Raw genomic sequence first — 20747 nt, 5'->3', positions numbered from 1 at the left:
TTCATTACACCATTCGTTCTGGAGAAAAGGGACTTAAGTCAAACTCAGCAGAAACTGTCCCCGTCACTATCTCACCTGCCAGACGACCTATATATGGCCCAAGGGTTAGGCCTGAAGCACCTAAACCATTTGCCACAACTACTCCAGGAATTTTTCTTAAGTTCCCTACAATTGGTAACACGTCCGGCCCCACCGGACGAAATCCTACCCTCATATCCTTGACCATCCCATCCGCTAAACCTGGTGCCACTGATAACGCTTCCGTCAGAACCTCATTCACCCCTGCCGCTGTCACGCGATAATCAAAACCAGAGCCTGTTTCCCGAGTGGCCCCAACAACGATCCGTCCCCCATCAAATGCAAGTAAATAATGACTACTCGGAGGGAGAACGACCGGCCAGTCCCCAGTATCAACCTGGTCTAACTCCAAATGCAGAATCTGACCTTTCTGTGGCTCCACTGAAAAGCTGACACTCTCTGTTTCCAAAAGCTCCTTTGCCCAAGCACCAGCTGTTACAACGACCGAATCAGCCAAAACAACTTCTCCATTTATTCGAACACCTTTCACTCTTCCCTCCCCATGAGGATCCCCTTTGCCTTTCTTCCAGTCTACTGATTCCGATATTAACTGGCCTGTCCCCTCTAACACAATTGCCCCTACATTTTTCGCTGCACGTAACATGGCATCCCGAAACAACCGCCCATCTACTCTCGCCCCACCAGTCACATGAACTGCACCAAACCCTTCCTTCAGCGGAGGAAATAACTTCTGAACCCCTTCAGAATCTAACCTTGAAATCTCTCCCACCTCAGAGGAAACTTCCTTTCGCTCCCGTACTAAAACCTCTATTCGATCCAGTTCCGTCTCGTCCTCACTTACACGCATTGCCCCCACTAGTTTATAGCCAAGATTTCCTTCACCAAAAGCCCCTAACTCCTCAACAAGCGATGAATAACATAGAAACGCTTCCTTTGCCAACTGATGCCAATGGGGATCCGTCACATTCGATAACCACGGACATACAATCCCAGCTCCTGCCGCCGTCGCTTCCCCATCCTCTCTCTTATCCACAATAATAACCTCATGCCCTGATTTCGCCAGATGATATGCCGCACTTGCACCGACAATTCCAGCACCAATAACAACAACCTTCATGACAGCACCCCCTTTTTTAAAAGACTATTCTGGAAAAACGCTAGTTGCCCTAACACTTACTATGTGTTTTTTTGGTGTCGGTCCGTTTATAATTTATAAAGCTCCGTCCGACGGTCACTAAAAATAGGAATCGTTTTACGAACTTTTTTCACCTCTTCAAACTCCAGTTCTCCAAAAAGGACCGTTTCCTCCTCGGCACCTTCTGCCATAATTTCTCCCCAAGGACCAATAATCATTGATTTTCCCCCAAACTCATTATTAGGGTCAGATCCTATCCGATTACAGGCCACCACATAACACTGATTTTCTATGGCTCTACTCATTAGAAGTGTTTTCCAATGATCGATTCTCGGTTTCGGCCACTCTGCCACAACAAAAAGCACTTTTGTATCTTTAATCATATGTGTCCGGATCCATTCTGGGAATCGTATATCGTAACATATGACCCCGGCACATTGTTCCCCATCCACTAAGAAGAGTCCATCTTCATTTCCTTCCTTAAGATACTTCTCCTCATCCATTAATCGAAACAAATGGGCCTTGCTGTATTCCTTCTGAACTTCTCCATCCCGATCAAAGACAAGCATCGTGTTCGTTATCCCTTTTTCTGTCTTTTTCGCAACAGAGCCACCGATTATATTTACACGAAATTCTTTCGCAAGCTTCGATAATAAACCTTTGCTTGTTTCTGCCCCATTATCTGCAATATCATCTAATCTCGTTAAGTCATACCCTGTTGTCCATAACTCTGGGAGGACGATGATATCTAGGTTCCCATGGGAGGTAACCTCCCGGATTTTCCGCTCCACGTAGGTATAGTTTAGTTCAGGTTTTCCAAAGGCTATATCCATTTGTATTACTGCTGTTTTTAATTTCATTCAAACCACCTTTCCTTTTTATCTTCAACTCTTTCCTGAAATTTGTTAGTTTTAGTCTACCATGTACGTAGAAACTCTGAACATAAAATGCTTATGAATCACAACAATACGATACACATATTTTTTCATGTTATTGAACAAAGAATCAGAAACTCTTTCGTGTTAAACTAAAAGGAGATTTTTAGATGGAGTGTGATCGACTATGGTAAACTTTGAACCTTCCAACACATTAAAGGAATTACCTGAACAGTTTTTCGCCAAGCTTGTTCAAAAAGTTCAGAAACTTAAAAATGAAGGACATGACATTATTAATTTAGGTCAAGGAAATCCAGATTTGCCAACCCCACCTCACATCGTAGCTGAATTACAAACCGCCGCAACACAACCAAATTTCCATAAATATTCCCCCTTTCGTGGATATGGATTCCTTAAAGAAGCGATTTGCGCCTATTATAAACGGGAATATAACGTGGAACTAGACCCCAATTCAGAGGTGGCTGTCCTCTTCGGAGCGAAATCAGGCCTAGTGGAGATTAGCCGTTGTATCTTAAATCCAGGAGATACGGTCCTCGTTCCTGATCCAGGTTACCCTGACTATTGGTCTGGAATTGCCTTGGCACAAGGTAAAATGGCGTTCATGCCTCTATTAAAAGAAAATCATTTTTTACCAGATTACACTAAACTGGACAATGACATTTTAAAAAAATCAAAACTAATGTTTTTAAACTACCCTAATAATCCAACAGCTGCTACAGCAACAACGGACTTCTTTGATAAAACGGTAGAAATCGCAAGGAAACATCATATTTGTGTAGTCCATGACTTTGCCTATGGTTCCATAGGATACGATGGTGTTAAACCTCCCAGTTTCCTGCAGTCAGAAGGGGCGAAAGACGTGGGGGTGGAAATGTATACCCTCTCTAAGACATACAACATGGCAGGGTGGCGAGTCGCGTTCGCGGTTGGTAACCCCTCCGTAATTGAACATTTAAATCTTTTACAAGACCATATTCACTGCAGTTTGTTTGGTGGGATTCAAAAGGCAGCCGCGGAAGCTCTCACAGGGGATCAAAGATCTGCTGTGGAACTGCGAAGAACTTATGAAAGCCGTCGGGACACCTTTATCAAGCATTTAAATACGATAGGCTGGAAAGTGGAATCACCGAAAGGATCGTTTTTTTGTTGGTTACCCGTTCCAAAGGAGTATACATCGGAAGAATTTGCAGACATTCTGTTGGAAAAAGCCCATGTCATGACAGCACCAGGAAACGGATTCGGAAAATTTGGAGAAGGTTTTTTACGGGTTGGTTTATTAGATACCGAAGAACGTTTAGTGGAAGCTGTTCGCAGAATTGAAAAACTAGGTATATTCACTTATTAAGAAAAGCGCAAGCGCCTATGGACACGAGCGAAGTGCCCCGTTATTTCAAAAAAGGCTGCCAGAGCACGCAACATAGTGCTTTGACAGCCTTCCTATTTAAAGTTTCCTTAATTTATCTTTCGCAAGGATGATTTGCTTTGCCACTTGACTTTGGGATGTACCACCATAACTATTCCGTGCACTTACCACGTGTTCTGGAGTTAACACTTTAAATATATCTTCCTTGAACAATGGACTATATTTTTGAAATTCATCCAAACTCATGTCTAACAAAAACTTACTTTGTTTAATCCCATCCAACACTATTTTTCCAATGACCTCGTGCGCCTCACGGAAAGGCATTCCTTTAGTTACTAGGTAATCGGCAATGTCCGTTGCATTCGAATAGTCCTGGTTCGTTGCCAGTCGCATCTTATCGTGATTTACCACCATCGTTTCGATCATCGGAGCCAATAGTTGGAGTGATCCTTCCACAGTTTCCACTGTATCGAACATTCCCTCTTTATCCTCTTGCATATCTTTATTATAAGCAAGTGGTAACCCTTTTAGGACAGTCAACAGTCCCATTAGATTTCCATAGACGCGTCCCGTTTTTGCCCGAAGGAGTTCTGGGACATCCGGATTCTTCTTCTGCGGCATGATGCTTGAACCTGTACAGAAGGAGTCATCCAATTCCACAAATTGAAACTCCTGACTGCTCCAAATTACTAATTCTTCCGAAAGCCTTGATATATGCATCATCATGATGGATGCAGTGGAGAGAAATTCTAAAATAAAGTCCCTGTCACTCACCGCATCTATACTATTCGGATACACATGCTCAAATCCTAATAATTCTGCAGTCCGTTCTCGATCAATGGGAAAAGTCGTTCCGGCCAGTGCCCCTGCCCCAAGGGGGAGCCAATTAACTCGATCAAGACTGTCAACAAGTCGCCCCTTATCACGTTCAAGCATCCAGAAGTAGGTGAGCAAATGATGAGCGAAAGAAATCGGTTGTGCTCGCTGCAAGTGGGTATATCCTGGAAGTATAGTATCAATATTCTTTTCCGCCTGTTCCACGATCGCCCCCTGAACCGATTCTACCAATTTAATGATCTCTTCCGTATGGTTCTTTAAGTATATATGCATGTCCGTTGCCACTTGATCGTTTCGGCTCCGGCCTGTGTGAAGTTTTCCTCCTACTGGTCCGATCTCATCGATTAAAAATTTTTCGATGTTCATATGGATATCTTCGTGTGCGATAGAATAGGATAGTTCACCCTTTTCCAATTTTTCCCCAACCACGTTTAGTCCTTTTGCAATTTTATCTGCGTCCTCTTTAGAGATAATATTCTGTTCACCTAACATCTGTACATGGGCTAAGCTCCCTTGAATATCTTCCTTCGCAAGCTTCTGGTCAAAGGAAATAGATGCCGTCAGTTCTTCCACTAGTTTATTTGTTTCTTTTGTGAATCGTCCGCCCCAAAGCTTAGACATATGTGCTCCTCCTTTTAGAAAACCTTACTAATCACCAACTGTGTTCCTTACAAATATAATACTGCTTTTACCATTTGAATCCAAATATCACTTAACATAAAATAGGTCCGGGACAGTTTTCACACCACCCGAACCACATGAAAAATCATTTTATGTGAACCTAAATCCTCTTAGTCTCTTACTTTGACGGAGTGAGTTTACTTGATGACACAGGATCTTTTTTATGAACCTCTGAGTACACCTTAGTACTAAGTCCATGTAATTTAATAAATCCAACTGCAGCACTATGATCAAACGCATCCCCTTTGGAATAAGTGGCAAGCGCCTCATTATATAAGCTGTTTTCAGATTGTCGTCCAACGACCATTAAATTACCTTTATGAAGTTTCACTCGGATTTTTCCGGAAACGACCTGTTGAGTTTCCTCCACAAATGCATCCAAAGCAGCTTTTAGTGGAGAATACCATAGACCGTCATAAATAATTTGAGTCATTTTATTATCGATATCACTTTTAAACTGGGTTACCTCACGAGTCAGTGTCAACAATTCCAGCTCTTTATGTGCATTAATTAAAATCAGTGCCGCAGGATTTTCATACACTTCTCGGGATTTAATACCCACTAGACGATTTTCCACATGGTCAATTCGGCCAACACCATGTTTCCCCCCAATATAGTTCAATTTCTCAATGATATCAACCAATCCAAGGGATTCTCCGTTCAGTGCCACCGGTACGCCTTTATCAAACTCAATTTCAACATACTCCGCTTCATCTGGAGTCATGGAAATAGGTGCCGTCCAGTCAAATGCTTCTTCGGGTGCTTCTGCCCAAGTGTCCTCTAACACCCCGGCCTCACAAGCGCGCCCCCAAATATTCGCATCGATCGAATACGGTTTATTGACATCCACAGGTACAGGAATATTGTGTAGTTTTGCATATTCAATTTCTTCATCCCGGTTCATTCCCCATTCACGAACAGGTGCAAGAACTTCTAAATCAGGATTTAGTGCCGCGATCGATACATCAAACCGAACTTGGTCGTTCCCTTTTCCTGTACAACCGTGAGCCACTGCCACAGCACCTTCTTGCTCCGCAACCTCCACCAAGAGTTTTGAAATCAGTGGTCGGGATATTGCCGATGATATTGGATACTTCCCTTCATATAGACAATTGGATTTTAAGGCAGGTAATATATATTCCTTCGCAAGCAATTCCTTCGCATCTACGGAAATGGACTTAATTGCTCCAACTTCAAGGGCTTTATTTTTCACCGCTTCTAGATCTTTCCCTTCGCCCACATCCAAACCTAATGCAATGACATCATAACCATAGTTTTCCTGTATCCATTTAATTGAAACGGACGTATCCAGTCCGCCGGAATATGCTAAAACCACTTTTCCTTTACTCATGATATACCTCTCCTCACATAACCTTGTTTTGAATTATTATATATCCATACGAATTTTTATGCAACCCAAAACAAAAAAATTCCACAAAAAAATTAATCTTCCATCAGCAGCTTCATGAGAGCCTTTTGTGCATGTAACCGGTTCTCTGCCTCGTCAAACACAACGGAGTGAGTGCCATCCAGTATATCCCCTGTCACTTCTTCGTCCCGATGAGCAGGCAAACAATGTAAAAAGATATAATCATCCTTTGCATGTTTAACCAATTCCCCATTTACTTGATAGGACTTTAAAGCTTCCATTCTTTGTGCCTGTTCCGATTCTTGCCCCATACTCGCCCAGACATCTGTAATGACCACATCGGCACCAGTTATAGCTTTCACTGGATCATCCGTTACAACCACATGACATCCAACCGACACAGCTTCTTCCTGTACCTTTTCCAAAATACTAGTATCAGGCTCAAAACCTTCAGGACACGCCACCGATATATCCATTCCTACTTTCACAGCACCTTCCATTAATGAATGGGCCATATTATTATTCCCGTCCCCTAAGAAACAGACTTTCAACCCTGCTAAGTTCCCTTTATGTTCCATTATCGTCAAGAGGTCTGCTAATACTTGTGCCGGATGATGCAAATCCGTCAATCCGTTGATCACCGGAACCGATGATGCCTCCGCGAATTCAATGATCGCGTCATGAGCAAACGTTCTTACCATCAGTCCATCCACATATCTAGCAAGGACCTTAGCAGTATCAGAAACCGTTTCTCCCCGACCTAACTGTATGTCCTTTGAACTCAAAAAGATCGCATGGCCACCTAATTGAAGCATTCCCACTTCAAAAGATACCCGCGTTCGGGTGGAAGACTTCTCAAATACCATCCCAAGCGTTTTCCCTTTTAAGTAAGGATGGGGAATACCCTTCTTCTGTTTCTCCTTTAACTCCAATGCCTCTTTCAGTAAATACTGAATTTCCGCACCACTGAAATCACCGAGAGTTAGAAAGTCTTTTCCCTTTAATTTTTCTTTCACTGCCTGGCCCGCCCCACTGTAATCACTTAATTTTTTAACAACTGACATGTTTCCACCCCATTCAATGTATGATATTCCATAAGCGTTCGTGGCGAACATTGTGCTGTTCTTGCACCATCATTCGTCACCGCTCCCATGTATGCCTTCAACGTCTCAAAACTCGTAAAATACGGTACAGAATACTCCACCGCCAACTCCCTAATTCCAAAACCAGCCTTCGTTTTGTCACGACCTTGACTTGGTATATTTAAGACAACCGTTGGGGTATTCCCCTTCCAGTAATCCCGTAAATCATCCTTTGATTTCGGTACAATAGCCGGGTCGATTCCATTCTCCTTTAGAAACTCACCAGTCCCTTCCGTAGCAACCACCTCATAACCACGGTTCACAAACTCCTGAATCAACAGGACACTCTCCTTTTTCCATCGGTCAGAGATGGAACAAAACAACCGTTGTTTCCCACTGACGGATGCCACCTTTCCAAACGCTGACAACGTTTTTCCAAATGCCTCTTCCCACGTCACTCCAAGACCCAGCACTTCCCCTGTAGATTTCATCTCCGGTCCAAGCACATGATCCACACCCTTTAACTTACTGGCGGAAAAAATAGGTGTTTTGATGGAATAAAATGCCGGTTCCTTCATTAGGCCGGTGGCAGGATACAACACTTTTAAGTCATCACCTAACTGGACATGTGTTGCCAACTCAATCATTGGGACACCGGTTACTTTACTCATAATGGGAACCGTACGAGACGACCGGGGGTTTACCTCAAGCACATACACTGTTTCTTCATGTATAACAAACTGTATATTCATCATCCCAATAATTGGTGCTGCCTTTGCAATCTTCTCCCCATACTCTATCAATCTTGCTTTTATCTCCTCCGATAACGATACGGGGGGGAACATGGCAATACTGTCTCCGGAGTGCACTCCTGCTTTTTCCAAATGCTCAAAAATACCTGGAACAAGAATCGTCTTTCCATCACTAATAACATCTATTTCACATTCTGTCCCTGGCAAATATTGATCCACCAGTAATGGCCAAGAACGTTCATTCCCAACTTCCTCAATACGTTTCACATACTGCTCAAGCTCCAACTTATTGTTGCAGATGAACATGGATTGCCCACCTATGACATACGAGGGACGGATTAATACGGGATATCCAAGGTTCTCTGCCTCCATTACAAGCTCTTCCGGTCGATAGGCCATGTTACCTGCGATATGGGGGATATTTTCATTCTTTAATAGATTATAAAACTGATGACGGTCCTCAAATTGATCAATGGATGCGGTAGATGTTCCAAGGAGATTAACTCCCTCTTCTTCCAGTTCTTTCGCTAGATTAATTGCCGTCTGGCCCCCAAACTGAATTAAAACCCCATCCACTTGTTCCTTTTGAATCACTGCCAACACATCCTCCACAGCCAACGGCTCAAAATAGAGTCGGTCTGCAACGGAATAGTCTGTACTTACCGTTTCTGGATTATTATTGATAACAATAGCTTCATACCCTTTTTTCTTCACGGCAATTGCTGCGTGAACAGAGCAATAATCAAATTCGATTCCTTGACCGATCCGGATCGGTCCTGATCCAATGACAAGGATTTTCTTTTTCCCAGTACTTGAGGATAAATCCACTTCATCTGCACCATGCCATGTCCCGTAATAATATGGAGTCACTGCATCGAATTCTGCTGCGCAAGTATCCACTAGCTTGTAGGCTCGCTTTAACCCAACACTCTCCGTTTTCTTCCGTACCTCTTTTTCTAATACTCCTGTGATCTCCGCAATCCTTGCATCTCCCACATTCATCCCTTTCGCCTGTTTCCAGATGTCCGAAGGGATCTCCTGTAATGACGGATAATCAGCTAACTTTTTTTCTATCTCCACTATGCGTTTTACCTTCATGAGGAACCAATAGTCAATTTCGGTTAAAGACATTACCTTATCAAGACTCCAGCCTCGATAAAATGCTTCTCCTATGCCAAACAATCTCAAATCGTTCGGAACACCGAGTAAACCTTCCAGTTCCACATTTGACTTCGATTTGACCCCTTTGAAGTGGAGGCTATGGACATTCATTTCAAGGGAACGGAGTGCTTTGTTTAAAGCCCCTTCAAATGACCGATCAATCGCCATCACCTCACCGGTAGCTTTCATCTGTGTTCCAAGGGTTCGGTCCCCTTCTGAAAACTTATCGAACGGAAAACGGGGCAACTTAACGACCACATAATCCAATGCTGGTTCAAAGGATGCAAAGGTGTTCCCGGTAATGGGATTTACTATTTCATCTAAGTGATACCCGATAGCACATTTTGCTGCAATCCGCGCAATGGGATACCCCGTTGCCTTAGACGCCAGTGCAGAGGAACGACTTACCCTGGGATTCACCTCAATGATGTAGTAATGATTAGACGATGGATCCAACGCAAATTGGATATTACATCCCCCAACTACATTTAACGCACGGATAACTTTCAAGGAAGAATTTCGTAGTATCTGATATTGGACATCTGTCAATGTCTGAGACGGGGCCACGACAATGGAGTCTCCTGTGTGAACACCTACCGGATCCATGTTTTCCATGTTACATACAATGGTACACGTGTCATTTTCATCCCGCATGACCTCGTACTCCACTTCTTTCCAGCCTTTGATACTCTTCTCCACTAATACTTGATGAATCGGACTAAGCTTTAAACCACCCTTTAAGACCGTTTCAAACTCTTCATCGTCATAGGCAAATCCCCCACCAGCACCACCGAGAGTATATGCAGGGCGAATGATAACCGGATAACCAACCTCTTTCACGAAAGCAAATCCGTCTTCGATACTTTCCACAATGGCAGATTCAGGAATAGGTTCCCCTATTTCAAGCATTAGAGAACGAAACTTTTCTCGGTCTTCTCCCTTTTGAATCGACTCTACAGATGTACCTAACAGCTTCACCCCGTATTTATCTAAAATCCCCAACTCACAAAGTTCCACTGTCAAATTCAAACCAGTCTGACCGCCTAACGTTCCAATCATTCCGTCTGGCCTTTCCCTTGTAATAATGGATTCAATCGTTTCCACATCTAAAGGTTCCATGTATACATGGTCGGCTATCGTCTGGTCTGTCATAATGGTAGCCGGATTATTGTTAACAAGAACCACTTCCATGCCCTCTTCTTTCAATGCAAGACATGCCTGTGTTCCCGCATAGTCAAATTCAGCTGCCTGCCCAATTACAATAGGACCAGATCCGATCACTAGTATTTTTTGTAACTCCTTATGCTTCGGCATACGCCTTCCCTCCCGCTGATGCCACTTGACTCACCTGCTCCATAAATTGGTCAAAAATATATTCTGTATCTGTTGGTCCTGGATGTGCTTCTGGATGAAATTGAACCGACTGGATCGGCAGACTTTTATGTTTTAAGCCTTCCACTGTCCCATCATTTACATTGCGAAACAGTACCTGAAACGCTCCCTCATTAACACTATCTTCCACGACTACGTAACCGTGGTTTTGTGAGGTCATACGAACCTTACCAGTTAAGAGTTCCTTTACTGGATGATTTCCACCCCTATGACCAAATGCCAGCTTCTTCGTCCTCGCACCATGGGATAAGGCAATCAACTGATGTCCAAGACAGATGCCCAGTGTGGGCCAAGTTTCCGTCATTTTCTTAATTTCAGAAAACCACGGCTTTAGCTCCATTGGATCCCCAGGTCCATTGCTCAATAACACACCATCAGGATTCAGCGCCTTCACTTGCTCAAATGTATAATGATATGGGACGACCATCACCTTACAGCCTTCTTTCAATAAAGCATGGAGAATGGATTTTTTATACCCATAATCTAAAAGCACTACATTCTTCAAAGGATTCGCTAGGTCCAAACCAATTGACTTCGGTTCAAACACCTCCACCTCCTTCGTAGATACTTGGTCTACCCAGAACGATGTTACTCCATTCCAGACTGTCAGTTTCATTTTTGCAGGATCACAAGTAATGACACCTTTTACCGTATGATGCTTGCGAATTGTTTGCACTAGTGTCCTCGTGTCCACACCCGTCAAAGCAGGAATTCCAGCCTCCTTCAGTTGCTCCGAAAATCCTTTAGTCGCCTGGAAATGACTTGGTTCCTCACACACGTCGCTCATAATGACACCAGATAATGCCGTTTGAAAACTCTCATCATCAAACGCATTCAACCCGTAATTTCCGATTAACGGATAACAAAACGTGAGAATCTGACCAGCATACGAAGGATCTGTAATCATCTCCTGATACCCTGTCATACTCGTATTAAATACGACTTCACCCACGTCTTCCGTTAACTCTCCGAGCAGTGTTCCCTCGAACACCTCACCCGTCTCAAGTACTAAATATCCCTTCTTCATTGGAGCTCCACTCCCTCTGCCAATATCTCTTCTAACACACCGATCAAAACATCAACCTCTTGTACCGTTGCCGTGAGTGGCGGTAAAATCCTTACCACATCCGGCCCAGCCGGGAGCAGTAACACCTGTTTTCCCCTTGCCTTAGTGATAATGTCTTTCGCTTCCCCGTTTATATATAATCCCCTTAGTAACCCAAGACCCCGTACTTCTTTAATTTGCTTTGGAAACCGTCTTAACAAATCCCACAGCCTCTGTCCCAAATACTCCCCAAGACCCTTCGCCGCTTCCAACACCCCTTTGGTTAAAAGGTAGTTTAACGTTTCAAAACCTGCCGTGGAAGCGATTGGGTTGCCGCCAAACGTACTTCCGTGGGTTCCTGCCTCGAACGCGGCGGCAACATGACCCTTTGCAACGAGAGCACCGATCGGTATCCCGGAGCCAAGCCCCTTGGCAATCGTCATCACATCCGGTTCAACACCATAGTTTTCGTAAGCAAACAGTTTTCCTGTACGGCCAATCCCTGTTTGGACTTCATCAACCATGAATAAAATCTCTTTTTCTTTACATAAGTCAGAGAGGTTTATGAGCCATTCATAATCTGCTGAGACAACGCCCCCTTCCCCTTGGACAAGCTCTAACAAGACAGCACATGTTTCCGAATGAACAAGGTGTTCCAGTGCCTCGAAATCGTTATAAGGTAAATAACGAAACCCTCCCACTAACGGGGAAAATCCATCTTGTATTTTTGCTTGCCCTGTTGCAGACAATGTGGCCAATGTTCTCCCATGGAATGATTTTTGAAAGGTGACAATTTCAAAGGCGTTGGTACCTTTTACTTTTTGAGCATACCTTCTTGCGAGCTTGATTGCCCCTTCATTCGCCTCTGCTCCACTGTTACAAAAGAAAACTTGATCACCAAAGCTGTGTTCTACTATTTTTCCCGCTAGTTTCTGTTGTGCTGGTATGTCGTATAAATTGGAACAATGCCATAAATCTTCTAATTGAGATGCCACTGCTTTTTTCACCGCATCAGGTACATGACCCAAATTACACGTGGCAATTCCAGAGGTGAAATCTAAATATTTTTTTCCTTTATCATCCCAGACATAACTTCCTTTACCTTTAACAAGTGTCAAGGGATAACGCTGGTACGTCCCCATAATAGGATTCCATTGATTAACTGTCTCAGGCATAATGAATCTCTCCATCTCTAATCAATTTGGTCCCAACCGCTTTTCCCGAGATATAATCTATTAGTCTATTCGGTTCCATTCCATTTAAGATGACCACTTCCTGCACATGATGAGTTAGCCCGTCTATTGCAGCAAGTACCTTCGGAATCATTCCACCTGTTATTTTCTTTTCTTGAATATACTGAATGGCATCCGATTGTTTAAGTTCTGTTAGTATTCTCGTGTTGCCGTACTCTTCAATATAAATTCCTGCAATATCACTGACAAAGCACAATTTAGCATTTAATGCTTTAGCAATTGCTGAAGCTGCCACATCCCCATTGATATTGTATTTTTGTCCTGATTTATCCATCCCAAGGGGGGAAACTACTGGTATAAATCCTTGATCCAAGATGTGATCAATCCAATTTGTATTAACATTCACCACTTCTCCCACATAACCAAGAGATTTATCTGCTAAGGCATTCGCTTGTAGGAGGTCTCCATCAACACCACTCAAACCAAAGGCTCTTCCCCCTGCTTGACTGATCTTCCCTACAATCTGTTTATTTACAGCACCACTTAAGACCATCTCTACCACATTTAAAACTTCTTCTGTGGTGACACGTAACCCATCCACGAATGCTGTCTCTACTCCAAGCTTTTTTAAAGAAGATGTTATGAGTGGACCACCTCCGTGTACGATAACAGGCTTCCATCCCCCTGATTCCTGAAGTTTTACAAGGTCCTTATAAAACGAGACAGGTAGATTATCTAACACACTTCCGCCGCACTTTATCACTAAATAATTCATTTCTATCCCCTCACGTTCGATAAGAAGCATTAATTTTGACATAATCGTAAGTCAAATCACATCCCCACGCAGTGGCTTGTGCGTCCCCCTGCTGAAGGTCAACATGGATTTGAATATTTTCCTGTTCCAAATATTTCGTACCTTCATCTTCATCAAACGGCATTGGTAATCCGTTTTCCACCACAGAGATGTTGCCGATCGCCACTTTTACTTTATCTGGCTGAATAGGCTGTTCTGCGTAACCTATAGCACAAACGATCCTTCCCCAGTTAGGGTCTGAACCGTATATCGCTGTTTTAACTAAGTTACTTGAGATAATTGTTTTTGCGATTTGCCTTGCTCCCTTTTCTGTTGCTGCACCTTTCACATGGACTTCCACAAGCTTCGTTGCCCCTTCTCCATCCCTTGCGATTTGTTTGGCAAGGGACTGACTAACCATTTCTAACGCTTTTACAAATTGTTTCCATTGAGGGTGACTCTCTGATAATTCGTTGTTCTCAGCTTTTCCATTTGCCAAGACGAGAACCATATCATTCGTACTGCAATCCCCATCAACTGTGATCATATTGTATGTTCTATCCGTTACACTCTTTAAAGCATTAGATAAGCTTATGGGATTGACATTTGCATCTGTCGTTACGAATGCCAACATCGTTGCCATATTTGGATGGATCATCCCTGAACCTTTGGCAACACCTCCAATGGAAATTTTTTTCCCATCAATCACAAGCTGCACAGCTATATTTTTGATACATGTATCTGTCGTTAAAATGGCCTTTTCAAAACGGCTCGGATCCTGAGTTTTCTTATCACCATATTGGTTTATTCCCCACTTGATTTTTTCCATAGGTAATGGAACTCCGATTACCCCTGTTGATGCTACGGCCACGTCCTCCTCCAGTACTCCTAATTCATCCGCAAACTGCTGCCGCATTTCATAAGCGTCAGTCAAACCCTGATCCCCGGTACACGCATTAGCCACACCGGAATTCACCAACACTGCCTGAAGCGTGTTTTTTACAGCAATACTTTCTTTTGTCACCTTTAAAGGTGGCGCTTGAAACTGATTGAGTGTATAAACTCCTGCTGCTGCCGCTGGTACTTCTGAATAAATCCATCCAAGATCTAGGCGTTTATGTTTGATTCCACAGTGGATTCCCCCTGCTGAAAAACCTAAAGGTGTCGTTATATTCCCATTTTTCACCACGTTAATACTTTGCGTTGAAACTGTATACATGGAGATAATTCATCCTTTCTTCTGTTACGGATAAACAGGTATATCTAAAAGTCCCGTCCGTACATCCCAACCGTTTATAATATTTAGATTCTGAATAGCCTGCCCTGCTGCACCTTTCATCAAGTTATCAATGACTGAGATGAAGGTGATTCTTCCGGTTCGACTGTCTAAATGAATTCCAATATCGCAATAATTACTGCCTGCCACTTCCTTGGTGGATGGCCAAGTCCCGTACGGTCTTACCCTTACAAAAGGGTGATCTTGATAAAATGATTGATACTCCTCCACGACCTTATCGGCGGATATGGAATCATCATTCAGTTGTCCGTAAATCGTACACATAATTCCCCTTGTCATTGGGACGAGATGTGTAGTAAAGGTAACTTTAGGATCTAGCTCTTCTATAAACCCCTTGCTTTCCTTTTGGATGTTCTGTTCAATCTCAGGAATGTGTTGGTGTTTTCCAAGCTTATATGCTTTCACATTTTCATTAATTTCCGAGTAATGCGTTTGAAGGGATATACTTCTACCTGCCCCAGATACCCCTGATTTCCCATCAATAATAATGGTATTAACGTCGAGCCACCCTTTTCGAATAATTGGTATTAGAGCCAGCAACGTTGCGGTGGGGTAGCATCCCGGATTGGCGATAATTTTACTATCTCTAATTTCCTCTCCATAAATCTCCGACAGCCCATAGATTGCTTTGTCTAAGTATAGTGATGATACAGCTGAGTTTTTGTACCATTTTTCATAGTTTGCTGGATTATTCAGCCGGAAATCACCGGATAAATCGATACATCGAATCCCTTTGCGATAGCATTCTGGAATAAGTTCTTTACTAACGCCTGCTGGTGTCGCGAAAAAAACGACCTCCACCTCGTTCAATTTTTGTATATCAAATACATCCATTTGTATTTTTGAAATATCTGAGAGGTGAGGATAAACCTCTTCGATTCCCTTCCCCCCTTGGGAATGGGAAATAACAGATACTAACTCAGCAAACGGGTGCTTATCTAATAATCGGATAAGTTCAACTGCTCCATATCCGGTTCCCCCAATAATTGCCGCTTTCATTTTCAAGCCCCCTACCATCTTAATTAGTTCATAATTATACTCTCTGATATATTTTTATGCAATAGACTCCAAAAAAATTTTCCATTTTTTTAATTCAACTTAAGTTACATCAGTGAATCTTATTTTATTCCCCATATATTCCCCATGGAATCAGGTATATTTTCATAGTATAATAATCCCATATATACAATAATTACACATTTTGAAACGGGGTATTCGATGGAGAAAAAATGGATCTACATACTTAGCGCAATTGCGGCAGCCTTAATTCTCATCTTAAGCATTTCCTATTTTCAAGGAAAGGATATTCAACCATCCACTGCAGAAGCAGAATCAACAACAGAGGCAGATGCCGAAGAAGATAATCCTGATCAGAATTTGATTAATGTGGGTGATACAGAAGAAACTTCTTTGGAACAAGAACCTGAAGAGGTTGTTGTAGACCGAGATGAAGAAACAGAAGAGACGGAAGAACAGATAGAAGAAGAATTAGAACAGCAGGAAGAAGAGACGGTTAAAGAGCCTATCTTAAAAACGCAATATGTATCTGTATCCTCATTAAATGTTCGTTCCGGTCCAGGTGTTCAAAATAGTGTACTTGGTGTTCTTTCCATTAATGAAAAAGTGGAGGCAGAGTTAGAGAACCCCACTAACGGCTGGGTGAAAGTAACTTCTGAGAAAGTAACTGGTTTCGTTAACAAAACCTACCTTTCTGATAAGGAAACAGAAGTAATTACTAGTAATAATACATCCGAAAAGAAGGAAGAGAGCACTAAAAAATCAAGTACTCCAAAAGAAGAAAACAAATCAAGTTCTGACTCTTCTCCCCCTAAAGAAAAAAGTCCGGAAAAGAATGCAGCAGACAAACTTACAACAGTCAGTGGAAATAATCAAGTTATCATCGTAACAACCTCTGGATATTCCACAAGCTCTGCTATGATTGAAACATTTGAACGAAACTCAAATGGTTCCTGGGACAAAGTCATGTCTGTTCCCGGATTCATTGGAAGAAATGGTTTTGCAAACACAAAGGTTGAAGGGGACGGAAAAAGTCCTAGGGGAAAATACACCATTGGAACTGCCTTTGGTCAGAAAGGGAATCCTGGAACAAAATTATCATTTAGGGGGATTACCAAGGATGATGTATGGGTTGATGATCCTGAATCAGCGCTATACAATACGTGGCAATCTAGAAAAGAAACAGAAGGGCAATGGTCCAGTGCCGAAGACATGGCCATCCCTCAATACAATTATGGATTCGTCATCAATTATAATACTAGTAATCCAAAACCATATGCCGGAAGCGCCATCTTCTTCCATGTGGCCACAAGGGGAACTTTAGGTTGTACCGGTGTCTCCGAAGGGAATATGGTTAAAATACTGCAATGGCTGGATCCAGCTAAAAACCCGGTTATCATTCAAGCACCGGTTAATGAATTATCAAATTATTAGTTTTACATCAGAAAACACCCCTTTCTTTATAAGGGAAACGGATTCAGTTGAGAGGGAAAAAAATATAATTCACACTTAAACTAACCTCCCTTTCAGGAGAGCATTTAACAGGTAAATTAGCAGGCCGAGTTGTATATATGGTCTGCTTTTTTTGAAAATCTTTTACTTTTGCATGTTATCATTAATGTAGAATGTCAAGTGACATACGAACAGTATTTACCACTTAAAGATAGGTCAAGGTGATTCTCGGAGAGTTATTTTTATAATAATGGAGGGAGAACTTATTGGTAAAACACTTTCTTTTAGTTATACTAATTCATGTTCTTACTGTTTTTATATCAGGCTTCACAAGGTTTGACTGGTCAGATATAGCCGCTACTGTTGGTCTGATCGTATTTGGATTAACATTCTTTTTTTCCGTTGCTAATGATGGATTTACAAGAGTAGCTGAAATCGAGGAATCAGTGATGTTAAGGGGATTTTACAAACCAAAAATTGAAAAGCTAACATTTATTTGGAACCCTTTGCTGACGAGTAGCCTTACATATGTTATTTTTGGAGTTATTGTAACCTTGAATTATTAAATAGTTATTGTTATTAATATACGTTTTAACACCCAAGTTAACACCTTAAAAAACAGATGTGGAAAATTTATTCACACCTGTTTTTTATTTAACATATTATATCTTACATAAACAATTGCTTTTTTAAAGCGAACTCTGATCTCAACATGGAAAAAACGATCGTGTCATGAAACACTTTTCCATCGAAGTCTGTCTGCCGCAAAACACCTTCCTGTACAAAGCCAAACTTCAATAGTAACTTTTTCGACCCCGTGTTCCCTGCAAAGATATCCCCCACAATTCGGTTTAATCCTAATTCCTCAAATCCATAAGGAACGATTGTACGAAAGACCTCCGTCATAACACCCCGTTTCTGAAATTCTTTACGAATAACCACCCCCATCTCTGCCTTTCGATGCCAGAGATTCAATTTATGTAACCGAAACATTCCAATCACTTGATTCATTTCCTTTGTCTCAATCACCCATGGAATTTCTTTCTCCTGTTGAAAGTTTTCCATACTCTCCTCAATAAACTCTTCCATAGCCTCCACCTGCTTCACCGGATTTGGAGTTATATACTTCATTGTCTCCTTATCTGACATAAATTTAAATAATTCCGGTGCATCCAATACTTTAATTCCCCTCAATACAAATCTTTCTGTTTCTATTTTCGGGATATCTCTCCCTATTCCCATTTGTTGCATTATCCTACACTCCAGTGAAAATAAATTTGTTTTGTCTTATCTATTATAGACAAAACCCTTTCAGATTTCTTAAAACTAATTCCTTCCCGCTATTCCCCCAACTTCGTTTCAGTACTATAATGAACGTAATTAAATTATAAAGAGAGCTGGTGAATGAACCATGGTTAATAAATTGCGTGTGGGTATAATTGGTGCAGGGGCAATTGCAAGAAGTGCCCATATACCGAATTACCAAAATGACCCCCGAGTCGATGTTGTTGCTGTCGCAAATCACAACTTAGCAAAAGCGGAATCATGTGCTGATGAATTTAACATCCCCCATGCTTATGAAAATTACTTGGACATGCTGAATGATGTGGCAGTCCTTAACCTTGATGCGGTGAGCATTTGTACGCCAAACAAATTCCACGCTCGACAGGCAATAGATTCCCTGAACGCCGGTGTTCATGTTCTTTGTGAAAAACCTCCAGCAGTCACAGATCAGGAAGCCCGACAAATGAATGATGCAGCAACAAAAGCAGGGAAAATACTTAGTTATTGCTTCCACTACCGACACTCCCCTGAAGTGCGGACACTAAAAAAATTCATTGAGGCAGGGGAATTGGGTGACATTTATGCAGCATCCGTTTATGCTGTCCGGCGTCGTGGCATTCCCGGATGGGGAGTATTCACAAATAAGGATCTTCAAGGTGGAGGTGCCCTCATCGATATTGGGGTTCATATGCTTGACACCGCCTTATATTTAATGGGTTATCCAGAACCAGACACCGTCCTCGGAGTAACTTACGAAAAGCTTGGAAAAAGGCCTGGAGTCGGCTTATTAGGGAAATGGGATTGGGAGAACTTTTCTGTGGAGGACATGGCCCGAGGGATGATTACCTTTAAAAATGGTGCCTCTATCACATTAGATGCTGCCTTTGCAGCAAATGTGGAGAAAGATGATGTTATGAACGTCACACTGACGGGAGATATGGGAGGCGCAAATGTCTTTCCCCTAAAAATATTTCAGGAGAAATATGAAACACTCTTGGATGTGACACCTGCCTATTTAGCAGAAGAAAATTATCATGCAAACCTCATTGCTGAGTTTATAGAGGGATGTTTAACTGAAACCCAACCAATTTCCACTAGAAAACAAGGATTAATTTTGCAAAAAATCGTTAACGGGCTTTACCATTCGGCCCAAACAGGACGGGCTGTTATCCTTTAATGTTCGAAAAACAACAGAATACTATTGATTTACTGTTGGTATCGTCAACGATGGATGATCCCTAGCTTGAATAAAATGAATTAAGAAATCAAAAAATAGGGGTGAATACCATCCTTCGTAACAAAAGGAGGCACCAAACTAATGGACAGCCAACGCATTCAGGAAATTGTGGATTCCCCTGTAATGGTTAATGTAAGTTATCATGGCATTCCTGTATATATCCAGGAGGTATATCCTGATAAAGAAACAGCAAAAATATTCCCATTAGATGCAATGAATCATGAACAAGAAGTGGATATTAAAGGCTTACTGGAAGAAGGTCCAAAAGTAATTGATTAATATCAATTAAACGGAGGGGTGTAACCCGATGAACAGTCAGGAATAGAATTTTCCGAATCCCCGTGATGGCAAATGTTACTTACAAAGGAACTCCAGTATATATTCAACATGTGAATAACGATAGCGAAACAGCAAGGATTTTCCCATTAGGAGACTCTCAAAAAGAGCATACCGTACAAGTAAGTGATTTAATAGAACATTAAATCTGAGGATTTAAAATAACTTTGATTGTTGAACAATCTTAGTTATTATGTTACAACTATAAATGGAATTCTTTTCATGGAATTTTTTGAAAATTAAATAGATCACTCCTAGGGGTGCTCATATTGAGCTGAGAGAGACATTTGTCTTAACCCTTATAACCTGATCTAGTTCGTACTAGCGTAGGGAAGAAGTGTGGATGATAAATTACTTTTTAATGAATTCTTAAAAAAGTAGTTCGT

The 20747-nt window shown here is 41.9% G+C and carries 18 protein-coding genes and 1 riboswitch; of the genes, 6 read left to right on the top strand and 12 right to left on the bottom strand.

Features of this window, described 5'->3' with window-relative positions:
• Positions 1–4 precede the first annotated feature (4 nt).
• Together KS419_RS20080 and KS419_RS20075 are read right to left on the bottom strand one after the other, a co-directional pair.
• Positions 5–1156 (bottom strand): NAD(P)/FAD-dependent oxidoreductase, encoded by a 1152-nt coding sequence (locus tag KS419_RS20080; RefSeq protein ID WP_217068330.1) that lies wholly within the window; start codon positions 1154–1156, stop codon positions 5–7.
• A gap of 86 nt (positions 1157–1242) precedes the next feature.
• The gene (locus tag KS419_RS20075) at positions 1243–2034 is read right to left on the bottom strand and encodes a carbon-nitrogen family hydrolase (protein WP_217068329.1); all 792 of its coding nucleotides are present in this window, start codon (positions 2032–2034) and stop codon (positions 1243–1245) included.
• Between the two features lie 202 nt (positions 2035–2236).
• On the opposite strand from KS419_RS20075, the gene KS419_RS20070 reads away from it, so the two are divergent.
• Complete coding sequence (locus tag KS419_RS20070; protein WP_217068328.1) at positions 2237–3415, top strand: pyridoxal phosphate-dependent aminotransferase; 1179 nt, start codon at positions 2237–2239, stop codon at positions 3413–3415.
• A gap of 96 nt (positions 3416–3511) precedes the next feature.
• Here KS419_RS20070 and argH read toward each other — a convergent pair whose 3' ends face one another.
• The 9 genes from argH to argC all read right to left on the bottom strand — a co-directional run bounded on the left by argH (position 3512) and on the right by argC (position 16034).
• On the bottom strand, positions 3512–4891 hold the full coding sequence (argH, locus tag KS419_RS20065) for an argininosuccinate lyase (RefSeq protein ID WP_217068326.1): 1380 nt from the start codon (positions 4889–4891) through the stop codon (positions 3512–3514).
• A 178-nt stretch (positions 4892–5069) separates the two neighbouring features.
• Positions 5070–6302 carry an argininosuccinate synthase gene (locus KS419_RS20060; protein ID WP_217068325.1) on the bottom strand — a complete coding sequence of 411 codons (1233 nt, stop codon included), beginning with the start codon at positions 6300–6302 and terminating at the stop codon, positions 5070–5072.
• Between the two features lie 92 nt (positions 6303–6394).
• Positions 6395–7384, bottom strand: a complete 990-nt coding sequence (gene argF, locus KS419_RS20055) for an ornithine carbamoyltransferase (protein WP_217068323.1) — start codon at positions 7382–7384, stop codon at positions 6395–6397.
• Positions 7363–10629 carry a carbamoyl-phosphate synthase (glutamine-hydrolyzing) large subunit gene (gene carB / locus KS419_RS20050; RefSeq protein ID WP_217068321.1) on the bottom strand — a complete coding sequence of 1089 codons (3267 nt, stop codon included), beginning with the start codon at positions 10627–10629 and terminating at the stop codon, positions 7363–7365. Before carB ends, argF begins: the two co-directional genes overlap by 22 nt.
• Positions 10616–11734, bottom strand: a complete 1119-nt coding sequence (locus tag KS419_RS20045; protein WP_217068320.1) for a carbamoyl phosphate synthase small subunit — start codon at positions 11732–11734, stop codon at positions 10616–10618. The genes carB and KS419_RS20045 overlap by 14 nt, the downstream gene beginning before the upstream one ends.
• Positions 11731–12927: an aspartate aminotransferase family protein gene (locus KS419_RS20040; protein ID WP_217068319.1), complete on the bottom strand. Its 1197-nt coding sequence runs from the start codon at positions 12925–12927 to the stop codon at positions 11731–11733. The genes KS419_RS20045 and KS419_RS20040 overlap by 4 nt, the downstream gene beginning before the upstream one ends.
• The gene (gene argB / locus KS419_RS20035; protein ID WP_217068318.1) at positions 12920–13720 is read right to left on the bottom strand and encodes an acetylglutamate kinase; all 801 of its coding nucleotides are present in this window, start codon (positions 13718–13720) and stop codon (positions 12920–12922) included. The genes KS419_RS20040 and argB overlap by 8 nt, the downstream gene beginning before the upstream one ends.
• Positions 13721–13730: 10 nt before the next feature.
• On the bottom strand, positions 13731–14957 hold the full coding sequence (gene argJ / locus KS419_RS20030; RefSeq protein WP_217068316.1) for a bifunctional glutamate N-acetyltransferase/amino-acid acetyltransferase ArgJ: 1227 nt from the start codon (positions 14955–14957) through the stop codon (positions 13731–13733).
• 24 nt (positions 14958–14981) lie between these two features.
• Entirely contained in the window at positions 14982–16034 is a 1053-nt protein-coding gene (argC, locus tag KS419_RS20025; protein WP_217068315.1) for an N-acetyl-gamma-glutamyl-phosphate reductase, read from the bottom strand.
• Positions 16035–16253: 219 nt separating this feature from the next.
• On the opposite strand from argC, the gene KS419_RS20020 reads away from it, so the two are divergent.
• Positions 16254–17486 carry an SH3 domain-containing protein gene (locus KS419_RS20020; protein ID WP_217068313.1) on the top strand — a complete coding sequence of 411 codons (1233 nt, stop codon included), beginning with the start codon at positions 16254–16256 and terminating at the stop codon, positions 17484–17486.
• Positions 17487–17770: 284 nt separating this feature from the next.
• Positions 17771–18070 carry a hypothetical protein gene (locus KS419_RS20015; protein ID WP_217068311.1) on the top strand — a complete coding sequence of 100 codons (300 nt, stop codon included), beginning with the start codon at positions 17771–17773 and terminating at the stop codon, positions 18068–18070.
• 103 nt (positions 18071–18173) lie between these two features.
• Here the strand turns inward: KS419_RS20015 and KS419_RS20010 are convergent, their stop codons facing one another.
• A complete protein-coding gene (locus tag KS419_RS20010) occupies positions 18174–18755 on the bottom strand; it encodes a GNAT family N-acetyltransferase (RefSeq protein WP_217068310.1) in 582 nt (193 codons plus the stop codon).
• Positions 18756–18915: 160 nt separating this feature from the next.
• Between KS419_RS20010 and KS419_RS20005 the strand changes: the two genes are divergently transcribed.
• From KS419_RS20005 to KS419_RS19995, 3 genes are all read left to right on the top strand, one after another.
• Positions 18916–19965, top strand: coding sequence for a Gfo/Idh/MocA family protein (locus tag KS419_RS20005; RefSeq protein WP_217068309.1), 1050 nt, complete (start codon positions 18916–18918; stop codon positions 19963–19965).
• 141 nt (positions 19966–20106) lie between these two features.
• Entirely contained in the window at positions 20107–20304 is a 198-nt protein-coding gene (locus KS419_RS20000) for an H-type small acid-soluble spore protein (RefSeq protein WP_217068308.1), read from the top strand.
• Positions 20305–20369: 65 nt separating this feature from the next.
• Positions 20370–20507: an H-type small acid-soluble spore protein gene (locus tag KS419_RS19995; protein ID WP_217068307.1), complete on the top strand. Its 138-nt coding sequence runs from the start codon at positions 20370–20372 to the stop codon at positions 20505–20507.
• Positions 20508–20607: 100 nt separating this feature from the next.
• Positions 20608–20711, top strand: a riboswitch (TPP riboswitch).
• Positions 20712–20747: the final 36 nt, after the last annotated feature.

It is taken from the genome of Evansella tamaricis (assembly GCF_019042215.1).
Taxonomy (GTDB): Bacteria; Bacillota; Bacilli; order Bacillales; family Salisediminibacteriaceae; genus Evansella; species Evansella tamaricis.
The sequence above is the reverse complement of the archived record's forward strand: the minus strand, read 5'-3'. Positions and strand labels throughout refer to the sequence as shown.

Excerpts from the sequence above, each read along its gene's own strand:
- KS419_RS20005 (WP_217068309.1), top strand. The coding sequence starts at position 18,916 with ATGGTTAATAAATTGCGTGTGGGTATAATTGGTGCAGGGGCAATTGCA.
- KS419_RS20060 (WP_217068325.1), bottom strand. The coding sequence starts at position 6,302 with ATGAGTAAAGGAAAAGTGGTTTTAGCATATTCCGGCGGACTGGATACG.
- KS419_RS20040 (WP_217068319.1), bottom strand. The coding sequence starts at position 12,927 with ATGCCTGAGACAGTTAATCAATGGAATCCTATTATGGGGACGTACCAG.
- KS419_RS20070 (WP_217068328.1), top strand. The coding sequence starts at position 2,237 with ATGGTAAACTTTGAACCTTCCAACACATTAAAGGAATTACCTGAACAG.
- argB (WP_217068318.1), bottom strand. The coding sequence starts at position 13,720 with ATGAATTATTTAGTGATAAAGTGCGGCGGAAGTGTGTTAGATAATCTA.
- KS419_RS20020 (WP_217068313.1), top strand. The coding sequence starts at position 16,254 with ATGGAGAAAAAATGGATCTACATACTTAGCGCAATTGCGGCAGCCTTA.
- KS419_RS19995 (WP_217068307.1), top strand. The coding sequence starts at position 20,370 with ATGGCAAATGTTACTTACAAAGGAACTCCAGTATATATTCAACATGTG.
- KS419_RS20045 (WP_217068320.1), bottom strand. The coding sequence starts at position 11,734 with ATGAAGAAGGGATATTTAGTACTTGAGACGGGTGAGGTGTTCGAGGGA.
- argH (WP_217068326.1), bottom strand. The coding sequence starts at position 4,891 with ATGTCTAAGCTTTGGGGCGGACGATTCACAAAAGAAACAAATAAACTA.
- KS419_RS20080 (WP_217068330.1), bottom strand. The coding sequence starts at position 1,156 with ATGAAGGTTGTTGTTATTGGTGCTGGAATTGTCGGTGCAAGTGCGGCA.
- argC (WP_217068315.1), bottom strand. The coding sequence starts at position 16,034 with ATGAAAGCGGCAATTATTGGGGGAACCGGATATGGAGCAGTTGAACTT.
- KS419_RS20075 (WP_217068329.1), bottom strand. The coding sequence starts at position 2,034 with ATGAAATTAAAAACAGCAGTAATACAAATGGATATAGCCTTTGGAAAA.
- KS419_RS20000 (WP_217068308.1), top strand. The coding sequence starts at position 20,107 with ATGGACAGCCAACGCATTCAGGAAATTGTGGATTCCCCTGTAATGGTT.
- carB (WP_217068321.1), bottom strand. The coding sequence starts at position 10,629 with ATGCCGAAGCATAAGGAGTTACAAAAAATACTAGTGATCGGATCTGGT.
- KS419_RS20010 (WP_217068310.1), bottom strand. The coding sequence starts at position 18,755 with ATGCAACAAATGGGAATAGGGAGAGATATCCCGAAAATAGAAACAGAA.
- argF (WP_217068323.1), bottom strand. The coding sequence starts at position 7,384 with ATGTCAGTTGTTAAAAAATTAAGTGATTACAGTGGGGCGGGCCAGGCA.
- argJ (WP_217068316.1), bottom strand. The coding sequence starts at position 14,957 with ATGTATACAGTTTCAACGCAAAGTATTAACGTGGTGAAAAATGGGAAT.